This is a genomic window from Rhodococcus sp. H36-A4 (assembly GCF_027158005.1).
In the GTDB taxonomy this organism is placed as follows: domain Bacteria; phylum Actinomycetota; class Actinomycetes; order Mycobacteriales; family Mycobacteriaceae; genus Rhodococcoides.
This window is the reverse complement of the sequence record NZ_JAPVLQ010000001.1, coordinates 589,828-609,116: the sequence shown is the minus strand read 5'-3', so window position 1 is coordinate 609,116 and position 19,289 is coordinate 589,828. Positions and strand designations below refer to the sequence as shown.

At 62.1% G+C, this 19,289-nt stretch carries 21 protein-coding genes and 1 tRNA gene; 11 read left to right on the top strand and 11 right to left on the bottom strand.

Translation table 11 applies throughout. The annotated features are described in order from the left end of the window. Nucleotides 1-2: 2 nt before the first annotated feature. Nucleotides 3-362 (bottom strand): hypothetical protein, encoded by a 360-nt coding sequence (locus O1W68_RS02810; protein WP_269301358.1) that lies wholly within the window; start codon nucleotides 360-362, stop codon nucleotides 3-5. Nucleotides 363-369: 7 nt separating this feature from the next. On the opposite strand from O1W68_RS02810, the gene O1W68_RS02805 reads away from it, so the two are divergent. Continuing rightward, entirely contained in the window at nucleotides 370-645 is a 276-nt protein-coding gene (locus O1W68_RS02805) for a hypothetical protein (RefSeq protein WP_269301357.1), read from the top strand. A 160-nt stretch (nucleotides 646-805) separates the two neighbouring features. Here the strand turns inward: O1W68_RS02805 and O1W68_RS02800 are convergent, their stop codons facing one another. The 5 genes from O1W68_RS02800 to O1W68_RS02780 all read right to left on the bottom strand — a co-directional run bounded on the left by O1W68_RS02800 (nucleotide 806) and on the right by O1W68_RS02780 (nucleotide 6,878). Next, nucleotides 806-1,825 carry a crotonase/enoyl-CoA hydratase family protein gene (locus O1W68_RS02800; RefSeq protein WP_269301356.1) on the bottom strand — a complete coding sequence of 340 codons (1,020 nt, stop codon included), beginning with the start codon at nucleotides 1,823-1,825 and terminating at the stop codon, nucleotides 806-808. Then, nucleotides 1,822-3,474 carry an acyl-CoA dehydrogenase family protein gene (locus O1W68_RS02795; RefSeq protein WP_269301355.1) on the bottom strand — a complete coding sequence of 551 codons (1,653 nt, stop codon included), beginning with the start codon at nucleotides 3,472-3,474 and terminating at the stop codon, nucleotides 1,822-1,824. The genes O1W68_RS02800 and O1W68_RS02795 overlap by 4 nt, the downstream gene beginning before the upstream one ends. Before the next feature lie 24 nt (nucleotides 3,475-3,498). Then, nucleotides 3,499-5,115: an FAD-dependent oxidoreductase gene (locus O1W68_RS02790; protein ID WP_269301354.1), complete on the bottom strand. Its 1,617-nt coding sequence runs from the start codon at nucleotides 5,113-5,115 to the stop codon at nucleotides 3,499-3,501. 7 nt (nucleotides 5,116-5,122) lie between these two features. Further along, nucleotides 5,123-6,010, bottom strand: a complete 888-nt coding sequence (locus tag O1W68_RS02785) for an AurF N-oxygenase family protein (protein WP_269301353.1) — start codon at nucleotides 6,008-6,010, stop codon at nucleotides 5,123-5,125. Between the two features lie 124 nt (nucleotides 6,011-6,134). After that, the gene (locus O1W68_RS02780; RefSeq protein WP_269301352.1) at nucleotides 6,135-6,878 is read right to left on the bottom strand and encodes a PaaX family transcriptional regulator C-terminal domain-containing protein; all 744 of its coding nucleotides are present in this window, start codon (nucleotides 6,876-6,878) and stop codon (nucleotides 6,135-6,137) included. Between the two features lie 90 nt (nucleotides 6,879-6,968). Between O1W68_RS02780 and O1W68_RS02775 the strand changes: the two genes are divergently transcribed. Genes O1W68_RS02775 through O1W68_RS02760 form a run of 4 tightly spaced genes read left to right on the top strand, consistent with a single transcriptional unit; the run spans nucleotide 6,969 to nucleotide 10,216 of the window. Further along, nucleotides 6,969-8,126 carry an acyl-CoA dehydrogenase family protein gene (locus O1W68_RS02775; protein WP_269301351.1) on the top strand — a complete coding sequence of 386 codons (1,158 nt, stop codon included), beginning with the start codon at nucleotides 6,969-6,971 and terminating at the stop codon, nucleotides 8,124-8,126. A 16-nt stretch (nucleotides 8,127-8,142) separates the two neighbouring features. Then, nucleotides 8,143-8,937 carry a crotonase/enoyl-CoA hydratase family protein gene (locus O1W68_RS02770; protein WP_269301350.1) on the top strand — a complete coding sequence of 265 codons (795 nt, stop codon included), beginning with the start codon at nucleotides 8,143-8,145 and terminating at the stop codon, nucleotides 8,935-8,937. Continuing rightward, a complete protein-coding gene (locus O1W68_RS02765) occupies nucleotides 8,934-9,761 on the top strand; it encodes an SDR family NAD(P)-dependent oxidoreductase (RefSeq protein ID WP_269301349.1) in 828 nt (275 codons plus the stop codon). The genes O1W68_RS02770 and O1W68_RS02765 overlap by 4 nt, the downstream gene beginning before the upstream one ends. Beyond that, nucleotides 9,761-10,216 (top strand): MaoC family dehydratase, encoded by a 456-nt coding sequence (locus O1W68_RS02760; protein ID WP_269301348.1) that lies wholly within the window; start codon nucleotides 9,761-9,763, stop codon nucleotides 10,214-10,216. Before O1W68_RS02765 ends, O1W68_RS02760 begins: the two co-directional genes overlap by 1 nt. Before the next feature lie 36 nt (nucleotides 10,217-10,252). Here the strand turns inward: O1W68_RS02760 and O1W68_RS02755 are convergent, their stop codons facing one another. Further along, nucleotides 10,253-10,852, bottom strand: coding sequence for a TetR/AcrR family transcriptional regulator (locus O1W68_RS02755; protein ID WP_269301347.1), 600 nt, complete (start codon nucleotides 10,850-10,852; stop codon nucleotides 10,253-10,255). Nucleotides 10,853-11,075: 223 nt separating this feature from the next. On the opposite strand from O1W68_RS02755, the gene O1W68_RS02750 reads away from it, so the two are divergent. Next, on the top strand, nucleotides 11,076-12,023 hold the full coding sequence (locus O1W68_RS02750; RefSeq protein ID WP_269301346.1) for a GlxA family transcriptional regulator: 948 nt from the start codon (nucleotides 11,076-11,078) through the stop codon (nucleotides 12,021-12,023). Nucleotides 12,024-12,073: 50 nt separating this feature from the next. Here O1W68_RS02750 and O1W68_RS02745 read toward each other — a convergent pair whose 3' ends face one another. Together O1W68_RS02745 and O1W68_RS02740 are read right to left on the bottom strand one after the other, a co-directional pair. Continuing rightward, entirely contained in the window at nucleotides 12,074-12,724 is a 651-nt protein-coding gene (locus O1W68_RS02745; protein WP_269301345.1) for a hypothetical protein, read from the bottom strand. A gap of 17 nt (nucleotides 12,725-12,741) precedes the next feature. Continuing rightward, nucleotides 12,742-13,296, bottom strand: a complete 555-nt coding sequence (locus O1W68_RS02740; protein WP_269301344.1) for a general stress protein CsbD — start codon at nucleotides 13,294-13,296, stop codon at nucleotides 12,742-12,744. A gap of 173 nt (nucleotides 13,297-13,469) precedes the next feature. On the opposite strand from O1W68_RS02740, the gene O1W68_RS02735 reads away from it, so the two are divergent. Both O1W68_RS02735 and O1W68_RS02730 read left to right on the top strand, forming a co-directional pair. Continuing rightward, nucleotides 13,470-14,279: an alpha/beta fold hydrolase gene (locus O1W68_RS02735; protein ID WP_269301343.1), complete on the top strand. Its 810-nt coding sequence runs from the start codon at nucleotides 13,470-13,472 to the stop codon at nucleotides 14,277-14,279. A gap of 104 nt (nucleotides 14,280-14,383) precedes the next feature. Further along, nucleotides 14,384-14,638 carry an MbtH family protein gene (locus O1W68_RS02730; protein WP_084347229.1) on the top strand — a complete coding sequence of 85 codons (255 nt, stop codon included), beginning with the start codon at nucleotides 14,384-14,386 and terminating at the stop codon, nucleotides 14,636-14,638. Here O1W68_RS02730 and O1W68_RS02725 read toward each other — a convergent pair. Then, nucleotides 14,608-16,116: a threonine/serine ThrE exporter family protein gene (locus O1W68_RS02725; protein WP_269301342.1), complete on the bottom strand. Its 1,509-nt coding sequence runs from the start codon at nucleotides 16,114-16,116 to the stop codon at nucleotides 14,608-14,610. The genes O1W68_RS02730 and O1W68_RS02725 overlap by 31 nt on opposite strands. A gap of 90 nt (nucleotides 16,117-16,206) precedes the next feature. Between O1W68_RS02725 and O1W68_RS02720 the strand changes: the two genes are divergently transcribed. The 3 genes from O1W68_RS02720 (at nucleotide 16,207) to O1W68_RS02710 (ending at nucleotide 18,276) form a co-directional block, all read left to right on the top strand. After that, a tRNA-Thr gene (locus O1W68_RS02720) sits at nucleotides 16,207-16,281 on the top strand. A gap of 985 nt (nucleotides 16,282-17,266) precedes the next feature. Next, nucleotides 17,267-17,689: a phosphate acetyltransferase gene (locus tag O1W68_RS02715; RefSeq protein WP_269301341.1), complete on the top strand. Its 423-nt coding sequence runs from the start codon at nucleotides 17,267-17,269 to the stop codon at nucleotides 17,687-17,689. Between the two features lie 188 nt (nucleotides 17,690-17,877). Next, complete coding sequence (locus tag O1W68_RS02710; protein WP_269301340.1) at nucleotides 17,878-18,276, top strand: VOC family protein; 399 nt, start codon at nucleotides 17,878-17,880, stop codon at nucleotides 18,274-18,276. A 33-nt stretch (nucleotides 18,277-18,309) separates the two neighbouring features. On the opposite strand, the gene O1W68_RS02705 is transcribed toward O1W68_RS02710, so the two are convergent. Then, on the bottom strand, nucleotides 18,310-19,170 hold the full coding sequence (locus O1W68_RS02705; protein ID WP_269301339.1) for a class I SAM-dependent methyltransferase: 861 nt from the start codon (nucleotides 19,168-19,170) through the stop codon (nucleotides 18,310-18,312). Nucleotides 19,171-19,289 lie beyond the last annotated feature (119 nt).

The following is a 19,289-nucleotide window of genomic DNA, read 5'->3' as shown; positions in this document are numbered from 1 at the left end:
GCTCAGATTCGGACACTGGCTGAGAAGACAACATGTGAAAGAATCAGGCCATGACTCACAGTGTCGTCGTTTTTGTCCGCGACGGACTGCTTGCGATGGACCCAGACAAGCTCCACGTCGTGGAGGCCGGTGTGCTGACGGCGTCGGGGGAGCGGTGGGCGGTGGCTCGATCTCGTGGTGGACCGGATCCCGCTCGCCCACGTCAGTCCGCCGGCGATATTCCACCTCTGGTGTCGGGGATTCTCGATCAGGTTCAGATCGATCACACCGTTGTCGACGTGATGATCGTCGACGAGAACGAGCGTCAACCGATCGGTCGCCCGTATCTGACCCCCTCTCACCTCGCGGGCAGTAGCCGACATCGCTCGAATGCACCTGAACGGGCAAGCGCCCGTCCACCTGCTGGTGCGTGTTCGGGAAGAACTCCCAGAACGCGAACTCGCACGCGAGCCCGTGTCTACGGTGGAACTCGACTCCGGTTACTACGAACACGGAACACGAGCACGCAGAGACGCCCACGACCTTCTCGGTGGCGTCGATTCCGCTCTCGCTGACGTCGAAGCCCGTGCAGACAAATTGCTGCAGGACCTTTTCGAGGTCCTCGAATCAGAAACGGACGAAGGATCAATCGACGGAGTCGAGTGACATGCAGCCCACGTGCCGGACCTACATCTCAGCATCAGGGGGCCGGTCACCGCTCCCGATAGTGACCGGCGTTGATTCATCCTCACGCGACGGTGCAGCACTTCTCTTCCTCACAAAGACTATGGTGTGCTGCGGATTCGTCCGGACTCCAGGATTGAAGTCAGCGCTCGAACTGGGCGCGCTTGTGGTCGCCGTATGGCTCGTCGCGCTCACGGACTGCCTCCCGGAAACCGACTGTGGCGGCGCGTAGCTGAAAGGCGTAGCCCTCCCTGGTGTGACGTGATATGCCGTCGAAAACGGTGCTGATCATGCCGGAGTTGGCCACACCCTGGGACAGCAGCGCTGAGTTCAGCGCCAATTTGGCCATCATCAACTGATTGACCGGCATCCGGGCGATCCGCTCGACCAGTGCCTCGGTGCGATCGTCGAGTTCGGTGGCTGGGCACGACTCTACCGCCAGTCCCCACTCGGCTGCCTGCTTGCCGCTGATGCTGTCGCCGGTGAACAGGAGACGTTTGGCGCGTGCGTCGCCGAGGCGGTGCGCCCACATCCCGGCCGCGGGGATACCCCAGGTGCGGGTGGGAGGGTAGCCGATCTTGGTGTCATCGGCGCAGATGATCTGGTCGCTGAACAACGCGATGTCGGTGCCGCCAGCAATGGCGAAACCGTGCAGTTTCGCCACGGTCGGCTTGTTTGCATGCAACAGACTGGAAAAGCCCTTGTTGCATCGGCTCATCATCGCGTAGTCGATCATCGGGTCCCACGTACCCGACGGATCGTGATTGACCGCGTTCACCACAGGATCCAACACGGTTCCGGTCACCTTATCGACACTGTCCCCGGTCTCGAAGCGCTTCTCCGCGAACATGTCCAAGTCATAGCCGCCGCAAAAACCTTTGCCGCGGCCCGAGACCAGAATCACGTGTACACGCGGGTCCAGATCGGCTCGCTCGACCGCGTGCGTGAGGTCACGCGGGGTATCGGGAGTGATGGAGTTGCCATTCTCCGGACGGTTGAACGTGATTCGGGCGATCCGTCCGTCTCGCTCGTAGGTCAGGGTCGGGTAGTGATAGTCGTAGTCGGGTTCGGGACGGTTCTGCCAGGGTGAGTCCGGAGCTTCGGTCCAGTTCTCGTACCACCTTGCGGTGTGGCTACCGGAATGGTTCGCATCGTCGGTCATCTCGCGGCCGTCTCTGCCATACCGAGTTTCGGTGTCGCACGTTCGATGATGGCTGCGGTGTCCGTGCCGTGGGGGAGTGTGCCGAACACATCACCGTGATCGTTGCCGAGCCTGCTCACCGTAAACGCATCGGCGACGGCGGGGTGCCCGTGCCGAACCAGCAGCGAACCCTGCAGAACCTGCGCCATCTTTCCCACGACGCGTCGTGCGCGATACTGAATCGTGGCGAAGTCGGCGAATTGCGTTTCGAGCTCTGAGATTGCCGAATCCAGATGTGAATCAGCGCCTTTGGCCAGCTTCACCTCGTCGAAGAAGGCGGTGAGGGTGTGCGGTTGTTTGGCCATCGCGCGGAGCGCGTCGAGTGCGGCGACGTTGCCCGATCCTTCCCAGATCGACATCAGCGGTGCCTCGCGGTAGAGCCGCGGCATCCGGGACTCTTCGACGTAACCGTTTCCGCCCAGGCACTCCAGTGCTTCGGCGGCATGCATCGGTGCCCGTTTGCACACATAGTATTTGCTCACAGCCAACGAGATTCGGCGCAGAGCATCGGCCTGCGTGTCTCCTGATACTGCTTTGTCGGTGATGTCGGCCAGCCACAGTGCAACCGTCGTCGCAGCCTCGGCTTCGACCGCGAGGTCGGCGAGAACATTGCGCATCAGCGGTTGGTCGGCCAGCGTGGCACCGAAAGCGCGGCGGTGTGCGGCGTGATGCGCCGCCTGAGTCACGCCGACGCGCATGCCCGTCGCCGAACCGATCGTGCAATCCAGACGAGTCATGTTGACCATCTCGACGATGGTCGGAACACCACGGCCCTCCTCGCCGACCAGCCAGCCGACGGTGTTGTCATACTCGACTTCACTACTGGCGTTCGAGTGATTGCCCAGCTTGTCCTTTAATCGCTGTAGCGCAAACGTGTTTCGGGTGCCGTCCGGCAACACCCGTGGAACGAAGAAGCACGAGAGGCCGCCCGGCGCTTGAGCGAGTACCAGGAATACGTCGGACATGGGCGCGGAGGTGAACCACTTGTGCCCGGTGATGCGGTACGTGCCGTCGGACATCGGTTTCGCCGCAGAGGTGTTCGCGCGAACATCCGATCCACCTTGCTTCTCCGTCATGGACATTCCTGCAATGAGTCCGTTCTTCGACAACGGGTCTCGTAGGCCGGGGTCGTATTCGGTGGAGGTCAGTAGTGGCTCGTACTGCGCAGAGAGCTCGGCGTTGGCGCGCAACGCCGGGACGACGCCGTAGGTCATCGAGATCGGGCAACCGTGACCGGCGTCGACCTGCCCCCACACACTGAACTTCGCGGCGCGCACCAGATGTGGGTTCGGGGTGGGGTTCGTCCAGGCAGTTCCGGCCAGCCCGAGTTCGACTGACCGACCCATCAGTCGGTGATAACTCGGGTCGTAGACAACCTCGTCGACGCGGTTGCCGTAGCGATCGTGGGTCCTCAACACCGGTCGGTTGGCCTCGGCCGCGTCACCCCATCCGATCGCCTCGGCGCTGCCGGCCAGGCGTCCGACGCGGTGCAGCTCGTCGAGTGCGTGATCGGCACCGGCACGATGCATCGCTTCGAGAACCGAGGGTTGATCTGATGCGTCGTAGTCGACGAGCTCGGGGACCTGGTTGGTGACTTCGTGGCGTGCCATGTGTTCGATTCCTTCGGTTTTCGGTCAGGGATGTGCGGTATTGCTCAGTTCGCTGTAGCGCACGATCTTGCTGCGTGGACGCGATGCCGCCTGGCCTCTACGTCGTTCTTCGGTATCGATCCGGTGCCACCCTCGAAGGTCTGTGGTCTCAATCCCCCGTGCGGCGAGCATCGAGTCCAGCGTGGCGACTGCGGAGGTCGGCTGTGTGAGCCGACCGTCGGCCAGGTCTGCAAGGAGAGCTCCGACGGTTTCCTGGGAACAATTGCGATTGGTTCCGATCACGCCGGTTGCGCCGCGTTTGTGCCAGCCGACGGTGTAGAGGCCGGTGATCGGGGTGCCGTCGACATCGTCGGTGATGCGTCCCTTCGCGTTCGGTGTCCTCGCGATCGAAGGGTGTGTGGGGATTCCTGGTATCGGCTGAGAATCGTGTCCGATCGCATGGATCACCAGTGCGGCAGGGACCATCTCGGTGGTGGTGCCCGTGGATATCTGTACCGACAGCGCAGGAGCCGCGTCGTGGATTGCCGTCACGCGGGTGTCGAACCGAAATACGATTCGCTTGTCGCCCCGACTTCCATCAACTGAGCGTGTCCGCAGGAAGCGCAGTTTGCGACGCAGCGCACCTTCGCTGGGATGGAGCTCGCGCATGTCCTCCAGTTCGGGGTGTGGTTCAACGTCGATGCCGAGGCCGGGAATCGTTGCGAGCGCGGTCAGTTCCGACTCACTGAATGCCGCGTCTCGGGGCCCCCGACGCCCGAGGATCTGGACTTCCTCGACGCGGCTTCGTCGCAGTGCTTCCAGCGCGTGCGGAGCGATGTCTGTGTCAGCGAGATCGGCCGGATCGGCGAGCAGGATGCGTACGATATCGAGGGCGACGTTGCCGTTCCCGACTACGATCGCTCGAGCGCTCGAGAGATCGAATTGCTTGTCCGCTGCATCGGGATGGCCGTTGTACCACCCGGCGAACTCGTGCGCGGACAGGCTCCCCGGAAGGGTCGTTCCCGGGATGTCCAGTGCGCGGCCGATCGGTGCGCCAGTGGCGACGATGACGGCGTGGTAGTGCTTGCGTAGGTTGTCGATCGAGACGTCGGTACCGATCTCGACACCGAGTCGTAGGCGCAGATTTTTCTCGCGCGCAATCGTTTCGAACGTGGCCGCAACTGCTTTCGTCTCAGGATGATCCGGTGCCACGCCGGAGCGTACGAGCCCCCACGGGGTGAGGAGTCGCTCGAACACATCGACGTCGATGTCGTTGTGCCGCAACAGTTCTTCGGCCGCATACATCCCTGCTGGGCCGGATCCGACGATTGCTACCCGCACACCTCCGAGTTCGGGTGGTAGCACGGGGATGGCGCGAGTAGGCCCGATCGAGAACGGTGCGACAGGGCGGTCGACGAAGTAGTCGGCGTTCACCTCCACGAAGTGCTGCTGTGACGGGAGAAGCTTGTCGATCGGAACGATCGCATCGACGGGACACGCATCGGCGCACGCGCCGCAATCTATACAGGTCTTCGGATCGATGTGCAGCATTTCCGCGGTCGCGAACTCGGGTTCGTCGGGGCGGGGATGGATGACATCGAGAGGGCAAGCAGTGACGCATCGCGCGTCGCTGCAACAGGCACCCGTGATGACGTGGACCACCGCGGGCTCAGAGGACGCCGCCGACGCGGCACAGCGCGTCGCCGAAACGGTTTCGAATGCCGAGTTCGGCGAAAGTGCGCATCGCGTGCTCGGAGGCCCACTTCTGCGTCTGCCGCCAATGCTTGTTCTTCCGCGCTGCACGTGTGGCTGCACGCTTGTCCAAACCGCAGTTCTCGTACACCTGCGGCGAGACCATGAAGCGCGTCACCAATAGTGCGATGGGCCCGTACAAGGCCGACACCAACGCCTTCTGCACGGGCGAGTTCGGCAGTCGCTCGATCAGTTCTGCGCGCGCGAACTTGAGGTGACGTGATTCTTCGATCACATGGATGTGGCTGATCCGTCGAACCAGCGGCTGTAGGGCTTCGTCTCCGGCGGACTCACGCTGCAGTGCGTCTCCGTATTCCTCGAAGAACATCGCCAGCGCCATCGCGACAGCTGGAGGAGCGGTCGCAGCGAAGACTTTCCCTCCCTGGCGGGCCCACCAAGGCGCACGATAGGTGGGTGCTTCGGTGGCCGCCACCATCCGGCCGAACATCGTCGAGTGTCGGCATTCGTCGGCGATCTCGGTGTACAAGTGCCATGCATAGGCGCTTGCACTGTCCGCGCTGTACACCTGACGGATCAACATCTGCATCAGCAGGGTTTCGACCCACGCTTCGATCGCGTGCATCGAGGCCAGCTGATGTTTCGTGAATTCGACCCTCTGGTCGCGCGACCAGGCGTCCCACGTCGGTGTTCCGTACAGAGAACAGCGGTGCTCCGAGAAGTAAGCCAGGTCCGGATCGAACCCTGCGGACCAGTCGATATCTTTGTCGACGTCGAACGACATCAACCCTGCGCTACGTACGAGCCGTTCTGCGGTCTCTTCCATGTCGCCTGCGTGTAACGCCATGCCAAGCTCCTGCCGTTGGATCCAAGATGATGTGACTTGCGGTAACAGTATTACATCTTGGACGACAAGCGCTAGAGATTTGTAAATTTAAGGGCATGGTTGTCGAAAAATCGACCGCTGACCACTACTTGGTAGCTGTCAGAATTCCTCCGGCCAGTGCCGTCAACTCGGACCGAAACGCCTCGTAGGTCTCTCGGATGTCATGCCCTGGCCAGTCGGCCGGAAGGACTTCGGCAGGTAGGAGTGGATCATCGAGGATGTGCCGGACGATGGCCGCCGCGATCTCGAAACGTTCGACCAGGGCGGGCGCGTCACGCAGCATTCGGATCAACTCCTCGGCGACCGCGGCCCAACCCTGCGGTGCGAACGCGTGCTCCACCAGTTCGGCGGGGTCGCCGTCGGGAACGGCAGTGAACAGACTCAATCGTTCGCTCGCGTCGGCCCGCACGGTGGTCGGAATGTTGTTCGGACGCCCCCATACGCCCTCGCGCACCTCGCCGAATTTGGCTGCGCGCAAAGCTGTTCGCAATGCAGCGCGGTCCGTGGAATCTTCTGCACCGGTGGTAACGATCGCAAGACGCCAACTGCCGTCCCAAGTGCTCGCTTCGTGCTGCAACGCAAAATCCTGTCGGCGTTGTCGGCGGATCAGGCGTGGCGAAAGCCTGTACATTCCTTCGCTTCGGTCGAGGTCGCCGGCGGCCACCAATCGGGTGAGCGCCACTCGAACCGCTGAATGCTGGAAACCTAGTTTGGTCGCCATGGCCAGAATTCCGGCCGCCGACGCTTCTGCTGGATGTGCGCCCAGCAGCGCGCTGAGGACTGCAGATCGCGCCGTCAGCTTGCGCACGCGTGTCCCGCCCGAGGTCATCGGCAGATGATAGCGACGGGCGGAGGGTCAGGGTCCACCGCTCCCCGCAAGCCGTAACAGTCCGTCCAAACGGACTGTTACGGTGTGACGATGAATATGGCAGTTACCGCGCCTTCTTGGGCATCGGACGACGAAGCATTGGCATTGCGGGCCACCGCCCGGCAATTCTTCGAGACCGTCGCCGTTCCTAACCAAAAGCGCTGGGCCGAGCAACGATGCATTGATCGGGACTTCTGGCTCGAGGCGGGAAAGCTCGGTCTTCTGTGTCTGGCGGTACCAGAGGAGTACGGCGGTGGTGGAGGCTCCTTCGCACATGACATGGTGGTACTGGAGGAGCAAAGTCGCATCGAAGAGCCAGGGTTCGGCAACCATGTCCATAGCGGCATCGTGGCACCATATTTGCTTGCGTACGGTACCGAGGAGCAGCGTCATCGCTGGCTTCCTGGCATGGCGTTGGGTGAGGTCGTGGCCGCGATCGCGATGACCGAGCCGGGGGCGGGATCGGACCTGGCGAGCATGTCGACTCGGGCACTCCGACGGGGCGACGAGTATCTGATCGACGGTGCGAAGACGTTCATCACCAACGGCGGTTCCGCCGACTTGATCCTGCTCGCCGCCAAGACCGACCCCGCTGGTGGAGCGCACGGTATATCCCTGTTCCTGGTCGATGCGAACGACTGTCCCGGATTTCAACGTGGCCGGGTGCTGGACAAGCTCGGCCAACACAGCGGAGACACCGCGGAACTGTTCTTCGACGGGGCCTCGGTGCCCGCTGATTGCCTTCTCGGTGAAGTCGAGGGCCAGGGATTCGTTCAGCTGATGACGCAGCTGCCGCAGGAGCGTCTGCTCCTCGCGGTCGCAGCAGCGGTGAGCGCACAGCGTGCGGTCGATCTCGCGGTGGATTACACCAAGAATCGCCACGCTTTCGGGAAGCCGCTGTTCGCGAAGCAGCACGTGAAATTCGAGCTCGCGGAGTGCGCAACACTCGCCCGCGTGGCGAAAGTCTTCGTCGACGATTGCGTCACCAAACACCTGGACGGCACCCTCGACGCAGCGACCGCGTCGATGGCCAAGTATTGGACAACCGACGTTCAGTGTCAGGTCGTCGACCGTTGTCTGCAGCTCTTCGGCGGCAACGGCTACATGCGCGAGTATCCCATCGCTGAGATGTACGCCAACGCGCGCGCCCAACGTATCTACGGAGGGGCGAACGAAATTATGAAAGAACTCATCGCTCGCTCGTTGTAACCGGAAAAGGTGAAACATGACCGAAGCCACTGTGCTCATCGAACGTGACGGACCCGTCACGCTCATTGCCATCAACCGCACACACGTTCGCAATGCTGTCGACCGAGTCACGGCGGAAGCGTTGGCGGATGCGTTTCGCGCATTCGATGCTGATCCTGCTGCGTCTGTAGCCGTACTGCACGGTCGCGGTGACTCGTTCTGCGCGGGAGCCGATCTGAAGGCAGTGGCGGCAGGCGATGCGAATCGGTTTGCGCCAGATGGTGACGCTCCGATGGGTATGACCCGCATGCGTCTGTCGAAACCGGTGATCGCGGCGATCGAAGGACACGCTGTCGCCGGTGGCCTCGAAGTTGCGGCTTGGGCGGATCTACGTGTTGCAGCACAGGACTCGATTTTCGGGGTCTTCTGCCGCCGATGGGGTGTACCCCTCATCGACGGCGGTACCTACCGTCTTTCGCGGTTGATCGGTACGAGTCGTGCAATGGATCTGATTCTCACCGGTCGTCCGGTCGATGCGGACGAGGCACTGCGGATCGGTCTGGTTCATCGAGTGGTGCCTGCTGGTGAGGCGGTTCGTGCGGCTGTCGAACTGGCCCACCAGCTCAGTGCATTCCCGCAGACCTGCATGCGCCGCGACCGCATGTCTTTGCTGGAACAGCATGGCTTGTCCGAAACAGACGCTGCTGCAAACGAATACCGTCATGGGCTCGTCTCGATCGGCAGCGATGCCATCGCAGGTGCCGGCCGCTTCGCCGACGGTGCCGGACGTCACGGATCGTTCGATTCACCAGAAGGGATTATTGGGCAATGAACACTCTCACTGGCAAAACCGCGCTGGTCAGTGGTAGCGGGCGCGGCATCGGGGCTGCCATCGCACACAAACTGGCTGCTCATGGTGCCAACGTGGTCGTCAACGATCTGGACCCTACCGCCGCAGCAGCTGTGGTTGCCGACATCGAAAGCGCTGGCGGCACCGCCGTCGCCTGCTCAGGAAACGTGACGACAGAAGGATTCGCTGAACGATTCGTCGAGACCGCGGTGGGCTCGTTCGGCGGACTCGACATCATCGTCAACAACGCCGGATACACCTGGGACGGCGTCATACAGAAGACGAGCGACGAACAGTGGGACGCAATTATCGCCGTCCACCTCACAGCGCCGTATCGGATCCTGCGGGCAGCCCAACCTGTCATCAGCGCCGCCGCGAAGCGTGAAGCAGCTACAGGACAACGTAGTACCCGCAAGGTGGTCAATATCTCCTCGCTCGCCGGTCTCTACGGAAATGCCGGCCAAATCAACTACTCCTCAGCCAAAGCAGGCATCCTTGGAATGACCAAGGCCATGGCCAAGGAATGGGGCCGCTATCAGGTCACCGTCAATGCAGTGGCGTTCGGTTTGATCAAGACCAGGCTCACCGAAGCCAGCGCCGACGGTGACGCCACTGTCGAGATCGAGGGGCGCGAGATCAAAGTAGGAGTCAATCCGATGATCCTGCAAGCAGCGCAACACATCGCACCGCTGGGTCGTCTCGGCACTCCGGAGGAAGCAGCAGGTGCCGTGTACCTGTTGTGCCTACCCGAGTCCGACTACATCACCGGTGAGGTTCTCGCGTGTAGTGGTGGGCTGATCGGCTGATGCGTACCTTCGATTCGATCGATTCACTCGGCGGCGCAGTCGGTCAGAGCCTGGGTGTGACCGACTGGATTCTGTTGCACCAAAACACGATCGAACAGTTCGCAGACGCCACCGGTGATCATCAGTGGATTCACACCGACCCGGAACGAGCGCGCAGCGGACCGTTCGGGACCACCGTCGCACACGGATATCTCACTGTGTCGATATTGGCTCGATTGCTACCGGAACTGTTCGAAGTCCGCGGAATTTCGATGGCGGTGAACTACGGATCGAACAAAGTCCGCTTCCCCGCGCCGGTCCCGAGCGGAGCGCGCATCCGTGCGAGTGCGGTCGTGAGTGCCGTGGAACCAGTGGCAACCAACTGCGTGCAGCTGACACTGACGGCGACGATCGAGGTTGCCGACACCATCAAGCCGGCGTGCGTGGCAGAGGCTGTCATTCGTCTCTACCGATGACGGGCGTCGAACACCGCGTCGTCAACGGCCAGCGGGCTACGGCTGCGTCAAGCTGCACATTGCGGGGAAAACCGAGCGCCATGCGGCCATCAACTCGTTCTCCCGATCAAGGTTCTCGCGGAGTACTCCGGTCAGTGCCAGACCGCGAAAGACTTGAACCAGCGCGTCGAATGCAGTCGGAAACCCCGGCTGCGTGGAGAATTCGGGCCCGAAAATCAAGACGCCCAGCTCTCGCAGGTTCTGACCGACCTTCCGCTCGTACGGAGTGAGGACCGAACGTAGATCGTCGTCCGTGCGCGCCGCCATCCACAATTCGTAGCCGGCCAGATACAAGGGTCCCGACATCGCATCGTGCAACACATCGAATGCGAACTCCAATCGGTCGGATCCGCTGACGCGACGTTCGGCCGCCGCTCGGATAGCTACATCCTGTTGTTCCCCCACGTGCTGCACCGCAGCCAGAAACATCACCGGCTTGCTCGGGAAATGGTGTAGCAGTGCGCCACGGGACACACCGGCCTGAACCTGCACCCGCTGCGTCGTCGTCCCCGCATACCCGTGCTCGACCAAGCACCCGACAGTAGCTTCGACAACCCGCCGACGCACCGCCTCCGGATCTATCTTCCGCGTCGACATCGCAACAGCTCCTACTCTCAAGCGAGACAAACATCTATTGTCTCACCAGGAACCCAACGGGCCTCACTCACCAAGTCGACGAACGAATGCACACCACTTCTGACATCGTGCAGTCGTCTTCTGAAACTGACAGAAGACCCACAGAATGTTCATGCACTGAGCCTCTCGCCTCTGTCCGCAATCGGAAACTGGCCGAGAAGACAATATGTGAAAGAATCAGGCCATGACTCACAGAGTCGTCGTTTTCGTCCGCGACGGACTGCTCGCGATGGAATTCGGCACCGTGCATCGATTGTTCGGACAGGCGCGATCAGAAGACGGAACGGCGTTGTACGACGTCGTGACATGCACGTCGGTGCCGGGTCCGGTGCGAACCGACACCGACGCCGAGATATACGTTCGGCACGGCGTCGAAGCGCTCGAACACGCCGACACCGTGATCGTTCCAGCCTCCGATCTGGACTACGGCGAACGCTCATCGGCGAACATGATCATGTTTGACAGAGTTCCTGCAGATGCCCGGATTGCGTCGATCTGCACCGGCTCGTTCGTTCTTGCCGCACTGGGATTGCTCGATGGGCGCCGCGCGACCACCCACTGGAAGTCTGCAGAGCAGTTCCGCGCGCGCTATCCGCAGGTGAAGCTCGAGCCTGACGTTCTTTACACTCACGACGGCAACATCTTGACTTCCGCAGGGGAAGCGTCGGGAATCGATCTGTGTCTCTACATGATTCGTGAGGACTTCGGCTCATCCGTGGCCAACCGCGTTGCGCGGGGGACCGTGGTGCCACCGCACCGCAGCGGCGGCCAGGCACAATACATCGAAATGCCGATACCGCGCTCGACCACAACGTCCACGGCGGCGGCGCAAGCTTGGGCGGTCGCGAACCTCGACGCACCTTTGAGTCTCGAGGTTCTCGCGGCGAAACTGTCCATGAGTGTGCGGACCTTCACCCGCCGTTTCACGGCTGAAGTCGGAATATCACCGGCCAAATGGATTGCTCAGCAACGCATTCACCGCGCACGTGAGCTACTGGAAAACACCGACCACAGCATTGACAGGGTCGCGGCCGAGTCTGGATTCGGGACGGCGACCTCGATGCGTCAACAGTTGATGGCGGAGATAGGTGTTTCGCCCAGCGTCTATCGATCGACGTTCCGAGGGCGCTGAAACACCGAAAGCGCCCCCGGAGGGACGCTTTCGGCTTTTCGATTGCTTGTTCAGCTGTTCTTTTCTGCCAGGAACAGCTTTTCGATACGCGCTGCTTCGGCTTTCTTGTCCTCGGCCTCTTCTTTGCTTTCAGCGGCGTCCGCCAGCTCGGATTCTGCGGGCGCGGCCGCGGCTTTCTCGGACTTGGCGATCTGCTCGTGCTGCTTCTTCTCCGCGGCGCGGGCTTGCGCTGCCCGTGATTCGGCCACCTCGTCGGCCTGCTTCTTCTCCGCGGCAGCCTTCGCTTCGGCTTCCTGAGCGGCCTGCTGCTTGCGCTGTTCGGCCTGCTCACGTGCCTTACGTGCAGCGTCGTCTGCGGCTAAGGCGGCAGCCTTACGTTCCTTCTCGGCTGCTTCGCGAGAGGCCCTCAGCTTCTGGTCTGCGACCGCCTGGGTCGCGTCGGCGTCGGCTTCGAGCTTGCGGGCCTTGGCCAACTCTTCGCTGAGGTGGACCTGAGCTTCGCCACGTTGCTCGACATCTTTGTCGCCGAGCACGCTGCCGACGGCCTTGTCGAGCGATCCGACAGTGCGCTCGTACGCAATGCGAGCGGGTGCGTCGGTGCTCCACGTCTGCACGACGGATGTTTCGAACAGGTGCAATGGGATTCGGATTATCTTGTACTGAAATCGGAGAATGGACAGCGGAATACTGAGTACGTTCATGGAAGGACTGCTCCTGTTCACGGGTTGATGTCTTCGCGCAATGATTCGGCGTTGCGTCGAGCACGATCTGCTGCGGCCCGGGCTGCATCGGCCTCGGCCACTTCTTCGCCATGCTCCTGCACGGCCTTCAGCTCGTCCTGCGTCGCGGCTGCGGCGTCGGCCTGGCCCTCTGCGAGCGCCTCGATCTGTTCGGCGCGTGCGTCGACCTCGGCGTCGGCAACCTCGTCCCGGACGGTCTGATGCTTTTTCTTCTCGGCCGCGACGTGCTGTGCTTGCTGGACTCTACGAGCGCTCTCTGCCGAGGACTCGGCGCTCGCGCTGACCGCATCGCGCTGTTGCTCGGCGGTATTTCGCACGGCAGCGAGATCCTCGGCAGCCTCCTCTGATTGCGCTTGGGCTGCCATCTCGGTGGCGTTCGCCTCTGCGCGTTCACGGGCCTGTGCGCTTTGAAGTTGCCCCTCGGTGGTGAGGGAATCGTTGCCGGTTACTGCCCCGACAACCTCCTTGGCTTTGCCCTTGACCGCGTCGAACAGGCCTTTGCGGGCTTCTTCGGATGCGTTCTCATTGCTCACTGCAGTGACCCTCGCTTCTACTCCCCGGTGGAATTCGCTCGACAGCGTCCTACATGCCGAGCTCGCAACCATGGTGGACTACCCGACCGAGTCAAGCCGGAAACCCGCCGGTCGACCACCCTGTGCGCTCGGTCGTAAGCTTTCCTCCAGCCGCAGACGAGCAAAGGAGTTACATGCCGATCGCAACCGTGAACGGGATTTCGCTGAATTACCAGGTCAAAGGTTCTGGCGATTTGGTCGTTCTCATCATGGGCACAGGAAGCCCGGGACGAGTATGGGACCTGCATCAGGTCCCCGAACTCGTCGAAGCCGGCTACCGCGTCTGCTATTTCGACAATCGTGGGATAGCGCCCTCGTCGGAGAGCGCACAGGGCATGAAAATCGACGATCTCGTAGCCGATACCGCCGGACTCATCGAACTGATTCGTGAGGGCGATGAGAAGGCATACGTCGTCGGTACCTCGATGGGCTCACGCGTCGCGCAGGAACTGGCGCTGACTCGACCCGAACTGGTCCGCAAAGCTGTATTCCTCGCCGGACATGCCCGTCTCGACGAGTTTCAGAAGACACTCGGCGAAGGTGAACGCGAACTCGCCGACGCCAAGACCGTCTTACCACCGAAGTACGCCGCAGCGATCACGGCCGTGATGAACCTGTCCCCGACCACACTCGCCGACTCCCGATCGGCGCGTGACTGGCTCGACCTGTTCGAATTCTCGACGGCTCCCACATCACCCGGCGTGCGGGCTCAGCTGGGGATGGACGAGAACTTCGACAGAGGTGCAGCGTACGGAAAGATCTCGGTGCCCTGCTTGTCGGTCGGATTCGAGCACGACCGGATGATCCCCCCGTACCTGAGCGCCGAGCTGGCGAAGGTGATCCCCGACGCCCAATACGTCGAGATTCCCGACGTCGGGCACTTCGGGTATCTGGAGCGGCCCGAGGCGATCAACAGCGCCGTACTGGAGTTTCTCCGAAGCTGACCTCCAGCGTCGGCACTCGAGTGCGATACTGTGCGTTGCTAGGGTCGGGGGCACTTCACACAGAAGACTGCCGATAACAATACGTTTGCGACGAGTGAGGCGAGATGAGTACCAATCCATTCGATGACGAAGACGGACGCTTCTTCGTGCTGGTCAACGACGAAGACCAGCACTCGTTGTGGCCCACATTCTCCGATGTCCCCCAGGGCTGGAAGGTCGTCTTCGGTGAAGACACCCGCGCAGCATGCTTGGAGTACGTGGAGAAGAACTGGACGGACATGCGCCCCCGCAGCCTCCGTGAAGCAATGGAGGCCGACGCAGCTGCACGTCAGTCCGCAGAGGGAACCCCCGAGGCCTGAATTTTCTTCTTCTTCTTGAGCTCGACTGGACCGCGTCGCCGGCGAACAACCGGACGGCGCGGTTCTTCTCTGCGTCGAAGAGTAGGACGTAGCAACTCTTCGGTGCGAGCCAAGATGCGTGGACGACGCAACGTACGCGCTCCCCACTCGCCGAGCGTGACCCCAGCTGCGAGGCCGCAACCGATACCGAACGCTGCGAGCAACGCACTGATGCCGAGCAGCAGTTGGTCGTTGAGCAACGCGTAGAGGCCTCGGTACAGCGACAGACCCGGCAACAGCGGCGTGATGCCGGCGACCGCGACGATCAGCGGCGGAATCAGCGCGCGACGAGCCATGAGACCACCGGCGAACCCGACGACGGTCGCCGCGAACGCAGACGCGATGATTGGCCCGGTGGACAATGTCTGAATGAGCAGGTACACCAGAGCGCCCGCGAAGCCGCCGAGGAACGCCGCCGTCAACGCACGCCGCTCCGCGTAGCAGGCCAGTGCATAGAACAACGAGGCTGCAGCACCCGCCAGCACCTTCGTCGGCAACTCGTCGATGCCGGGGGGCGGGTTGTTGGTGATCAGCGGCAGATCGCTTCCGACGATCGCGGCGATCTTCAACGACGTCGCAACACCAGCGATGATCCCGCCCGTCATCATCAGAACCTCGAAGAAACGCGCCGACGCAGTGATCGGTGCCCCGGTAATGGCGTCCTGCACCGAGCCCACCAACGACAGTCCCGACAGCAAAACCGTCACTCCCGCCGCAATGACCAACGACGGCGAAATCGTGATATTCAGCTGCTCCTGAAAGTTGTACAACGTGATGGCAGGGGTCGCCGCGACGAATCCGCCGACCACCTGCTGGAAAAAGAACGGCAGACCCACCCGGTTCAGGACTCGCCCGATCCGGTCGATGACCATCGTCGTCAAGAAGCTCACCACCGCCACGAGCGCGTCACCACCGACCAACACGCTGATCGCCGCAGCCATGCCAGACCAGGCAAGTGTCGCGATCCAACGGTTGTACGGGTGCGGCGCCTTGGTGATGGCGTCCAACGTCTCGCGCGCAACCGCAGGCGACACCATCTTCACGCGGACATCCCGGATCAAGTTGTCCACGGCAGCCAGACGCGTGAAGTCCATCGACCGGTATTCCACGATCCGCATCGTCGACGCCGGCGGCCGCGTCGGACCGCGGTGAGCGCTGATGGTGATGGAGTTGTAGGTGACATCGACATCGCAGCGAGCGAGGCCGTAGGTGGCCGCGATGTACTGCACCTGGGATGCCGTATCCATCGCGGAAGTCCCCGACGCAAGAAGCACCTCACCGACGCGTACCGCCAGATCCAGCACTTCTGCCACCACAGCATCGTCGGTGAGGTCGATCGGCCGCAGTGGTGAAGGTGCGGCCGTAGGGGTGTCGATGGTGGCGCGACGCTCGCCGGTGAGACGGCTGAGCGAGGCCGTCACGTCTTGCAGGAAAGTCATGACCGTCTTTACATAGCTGGGGTGATCCACGCACAAGGTACCTGCTGTTACTGAGCGAGGAGTGAGTGGATATGCTGGCTCAGCACCAACGCCTCCTTAGCTCAGCGGTAGAGCACTCGCCTTGTAAGCGAGCGGTCAACGGTTCAATCCCGTTAGGAGGCTCCAGCGACAAGGCTCCGACCAGATGGTGTGGTCGGAGCCTTTTTCGTGTGATCGCCCGGTGCCTCAGTGCACACTATTGACGGTTATCGACGGGATCCCGCCGATAACGGCCGATAGTGTGCAGTCAGGTGCGGGGCAACGACGACGGTAATTCAGAGCCGTGTGAATGTGGTCGAATTCACGAAGTTCGGTAAGCGACATCCGATACTCACTATTTGGGTAAAGCTAAGAGAGATGTTCGACGCCGTCAAAGCGTCCTACCGCCAGAGTTTGCTCGCCTGCCTATGCGGATGGTGCGGGCCGCGACGGCTGCCGATCTCGTGCGCCTGACGGAGTTGGGTCTACTGCATCGGGTGGCAACGGGTTTCTGGTGGCGGTGCCTGACGATCGTGTCGGGATGCGTTGGATGCCGGGCTTGGAGGCTGCTGGAAGGCGACTGGCGAGCAGCCCGCATTTGTCTCCACTTTGCGACGCTCCGACGTAAGCCCTGCGTGTCGCATGTCGGTAGTGACGGCCGTGGATGCGGGTGGTTGCGTATGGGCTACCGGCGCAGATCAAACCCAGATCGTGTGGTCGCCCGACGCTCAGTGCACACTATCGATGGCTATTGACGGGATCCCGCCGATAACCGCCGATAGTGTGCAGTCAGCCACCGGTTTCGAAGACGTCCCTCGTTCCAGGGTGAGGTGAGTCCGCTGGTCACTATTCCCACATCGATGCCGAATTCGGCCCGTGCTTGAATCGAAAGGTAATGTGGTACAACGTAGTTCGGGTAGGGCCCGTTCGACTCAGGCTGTGGCAGTCAATTCCATTTCAGGAAGTTCGTGCATGTGTATCCACAGCGGGTCGCAGGGATGCATGGACGGGGCGAGTGCATTGGAGCCGTTCTCGGCTTTGCTGCTCGAGGGCGAACCTATGTATGGAGCTGGATCATGAGGGTAGTCGGGTGCTGGTTCCGGAGAGCACTGCCGTAAGGCATCATGAGTTGATGAGCGACCTTGAGTACCTCGCCACTTTGCTTGCTGGACTGGATGCGGAGATTGCGCGAGTCTCTGCTGCCGAATCGGGTTCCGACGAGCAGTTGTCGGCCATCGATGACGCGGCCGATGCCGTCTTGCGGTTGCGCGCGAAGGTCAAGGCCGGTTACCCCGGGAAGAAGGCTTACTACATCGCAGCGTCGACCGATCCGAAGGGAATCAGAGTCGAGGGAATTTCTGCCCTGCAGGGCAAACGCGCCCACAAACTGGTGCGAGACGGCGGTTGGATGCACGCGGATTCCACCACGGCGCTCGATCTTCTCGATGACGATCAGATCAGTCGGTACCGAGCCGTCGCGGGACGCGGCGTGGCGCAGACGTTTCGAGACTCGCGTGAATATCTCGCAGCGGCAATGGGTCTCGCTGAAAAATAGATCACACCAGCTCATTTCGGTCTTGCGTTGTTGTGCTGCAACTGAATCCGAAGCGCCATCCGGGTACAAAGGCATGGGCTTTTTCGCACCTACCCGAACGGGCAGCTTTCGTCCATGACGTCTCGCCGTGCAACAGTCTCGATTAGGTTCACGGTAGTGCGAGCGCCCATCCGAAAGGTCGACCGAAAATGTCCAGTTTTCCAGGCTTGGCCCATGTTGCAATAACGGTGACAGACCTCGAGAAGAGCGTCGAATGGTATTCGAAGTTGTTCGATTCCCGCCCGGTTCTGGACGAGGACGAAGAGTCGGGAACCTTCCATCATTCGGTCTTTGCGCTCGCGAACGGGATGCTGTTCGGGCTACATTCACACCACGGTTCGACGGCTGAGGGGCCGTTCGACGAACGTCGCGCGGGCCTGGATCACATCGCGTTCGGTTGCTCCCAGGAAGAACTGGTCCAGTGGCGAGACAGGCTGGACGAGTTGAAGATCGAACACTCCGGTATCAAACACGCAGGATACGGTTCGGGCATCTCGTTCCGAGACGTGGACAATATCGCACTCGAATTCTTCGCCCCGCCTGCGTGAGTGTCCGCGCCGCGCAGATCCTTCGAGTGACGGTCAGCGGCGGGCCGCGGCGAACACGTCGACCGGGTGCGGTACCCGGGGCCTGCCGTCGGCGCCGGGTACCGAGACGGCGTCGAGATAGGCCCGCACTGGTCCGCGCAGTTCGGGGGTCAGCCGGGCCTGCACCGCGAAGTCGAGCACCCGCTCGCTCGCGGAGGCGAGATCGACCAGCGCGTCCAGGGTGACCACCTCGTCGAGGGCGATGCCGGCGTCGACGAAGGCCTTCTCGACGTCGGCGCTGAACCACTGCCGGTGTCCCTCGAGCGGTGGGGCGAGCACGTCGACCAGGGCGTTGAGCGCGCCTCGGGGCGCGTTGAGCACCCACAGCTCGCCACCGGGTCGCAGCAGGTCGAGGGCGCCACTCAGGGTCTCTCCCACGTCGGCGACGTAGTACATCGAGTGCACGAACAACACGACGTCGAAGGTCTCGTCCACCGGGGCGTCGCTGAACGACGCGACGTGCACGTCGACGCTGAGCTCGTCGGACCCCAGCGCAGCCATGTTGGCGGTGAAAAGCCGCGCGCTCCCGGACCAGGGTTCGATGCCGACGTAGCGCACCGGTCGGCCCGGCACCGCATTCACCAGGCCCTTGGCGAGCTGGACGTCGAGCGAGCCGTCACCGCAGCCCACCGAAAGCACCGAGACCGGTCCGTCGCCCATCGTGGCCAGCCGGCCTGCGAGGTGCTCGGCGATGAGGCCGCGCTGGTCGGAGAGCTGCTCGAACGCGGCGTGGTCGCGAGCGTAGGACTCGGGCTCGAGGCCGGCCAGGGCCGCAGCACCACGCCGTAGGGCGCGTAAGTCGTCGAGTAGCACGGCTGCGGTGCCGATCGACGGGTTCGGAGCTACGTTGGACATCACAACGAGTCAACCACGACGCCCCGCCCGGTGCATCGAGGTCGGCTTTCTGAGAGAGACGAGGACTCGTGTGAGTAGCGGAGATACAGCCGACCGGAGTCTCGAGCACTGGAGCGAGG

What these genes read in the sequence shown, in the direction of transcription:
- O1W68_RS02810 (WP_269301358.1), bottom strand. Translation starts at nt 362, where the DNA reads ATGTCGGCTACTGCCCGCGAGGTGAGAGGGGGTCAGATACGGGCGACC.
- O1W68_RS02805 (WP_269301357.1), top strand. Translation starts at nt 370, where the DNA reads ATGCACCTGAACGGGCAAGCGCCCGTCCACCTGCTGGTGCGTGTTCGG.
- O1W68_RS02800 (WP_269301356.1), bottom strand. Translation starts at nt 1,825, where the DNA reads ATGACCGACGATGCGAACCATTCCGGTAGCCACACCGCAAGGTGGTAC.
- O1W68_RS02795 (WP_269301355.1), bottom strand. Translation starts at nt 3,474, where the DNA reads ATGGCACGCCACGAAGTCACCAACCAGGTCCCCGAGCTCGTCGACTAC.
- O1W68_RS02785 (WP_269301353.1), bottom strand. Translation starts at nt 6,010, where the DNA reads ATGGCGTTACACGCAGGCGACATGGAAGAGACCGCAGAACGGCTCGTA.
- O1W68_RS02780 (WP_269301352.1), bottom strand. Translation starts at nt 6,878, where the DNA reads ATGACCTCGGGCGGGACACGCGTGCGCAAGCTGACGGCGCGATCTGCA.
- O1W68_RS02775 (WP_269301351.1), top strand. Translation starts at nt 6,969, where the DNA reads ATGAATATGGCAGTTACCGCGCCTTCTTGGGCATCGGACGACGAAGCA.
- O1W68_RS02770 (WP_269301350.1), top strand. Translation starts at nt 8,143, where the DNA reads ATGACCGAAGCCACTGTGCTCATCGAACGTGACGGACCCGTCACGCTC.
- O1W68_RS02765 (WP_269301349.1), top strand. Translation starts at nt 8,934, where the DNA reads ATGAACACTCTCACTGGCAAAACCGCGCTGGTCAGTGGTAGCGGGCGC.
- O1W68_RS02760 (WP_269301348.1), top strand. Translation starts at nt 9,761, where the DNA reads ATGCGTACCTTCGATTCGATCGATTCACTCGGCGGCGCAGTCGGTCAG.
- O1W68_RS02755 (WP_269301347.1), bottom strand. Translation starts at nt 10,852, where the DNA reads ATGTCGACGCGGAAGATAGATCCGGAGGCGGTGCGTCGGCGGGTTGTC.
- O1W68_RS02750 (WP_269301346.1), top strand. Translation starts at nt 11,076, where the DNA reads ATGACTCACAGAGTCGTCGTTTTCGTCCGCGACGGACTGCTCGCGATG.
- O1W68_RS02745 (WP_269301345.1), bottom strand. Translation starts at nt 12,724, where the DNA reads ATGAACGTACTCAGTATTCCGCTGTCCATTCTCCGATTTCAGTACAAG.
- O1W68_RS02735 (WP_269301343.1), top strand. Translation starts at nt 13,470, where the DNA reads ATGCCGATCGCAACCGTGAACGGGATTTCGCTGAATTACCAGGTCAAA.
- O1W68_RS02730 (WP_084347229.1), top strand. Translation starts at nt 14,384, where the DNA reads ATGAGTACCAATCCATTCGATGACGAAGACGGACGCTTCTTCGTGCTG.
- O1W68_RS02725 (WP_269301342.1), bottom strand. Translation starts at nt 16,116, where the DNA reads ATGACTTTCCTGCAAGACGTGACGGCCTCGCTCAGCCGTCTCACCGGC.
- O1W68_RS02715 (WP_269301341.1), top strand. Translation starts at nt 17,267, where the DNA reads ATGAGCGACCTTGAGTACCTCGCCACTTTGCTTGCTGGACTGGATGCG.
- O1W68_RS02710 (WP_269301340.1), top strand. Translation starts at nt 17,878, where the DNA reads ATGTCCAGTTTTCCAGGCTTGGCCCATGTTGCAATAACGGTGACAGAC.
- O1W68_RS02705 (WP_269301339.1), bottom strand. Translation starts at nt 19,170, where the DNA reads ATGTCCAACGTAGCTCCGAACCCGTCGATCGGCACCGCAGCCGTGCTA.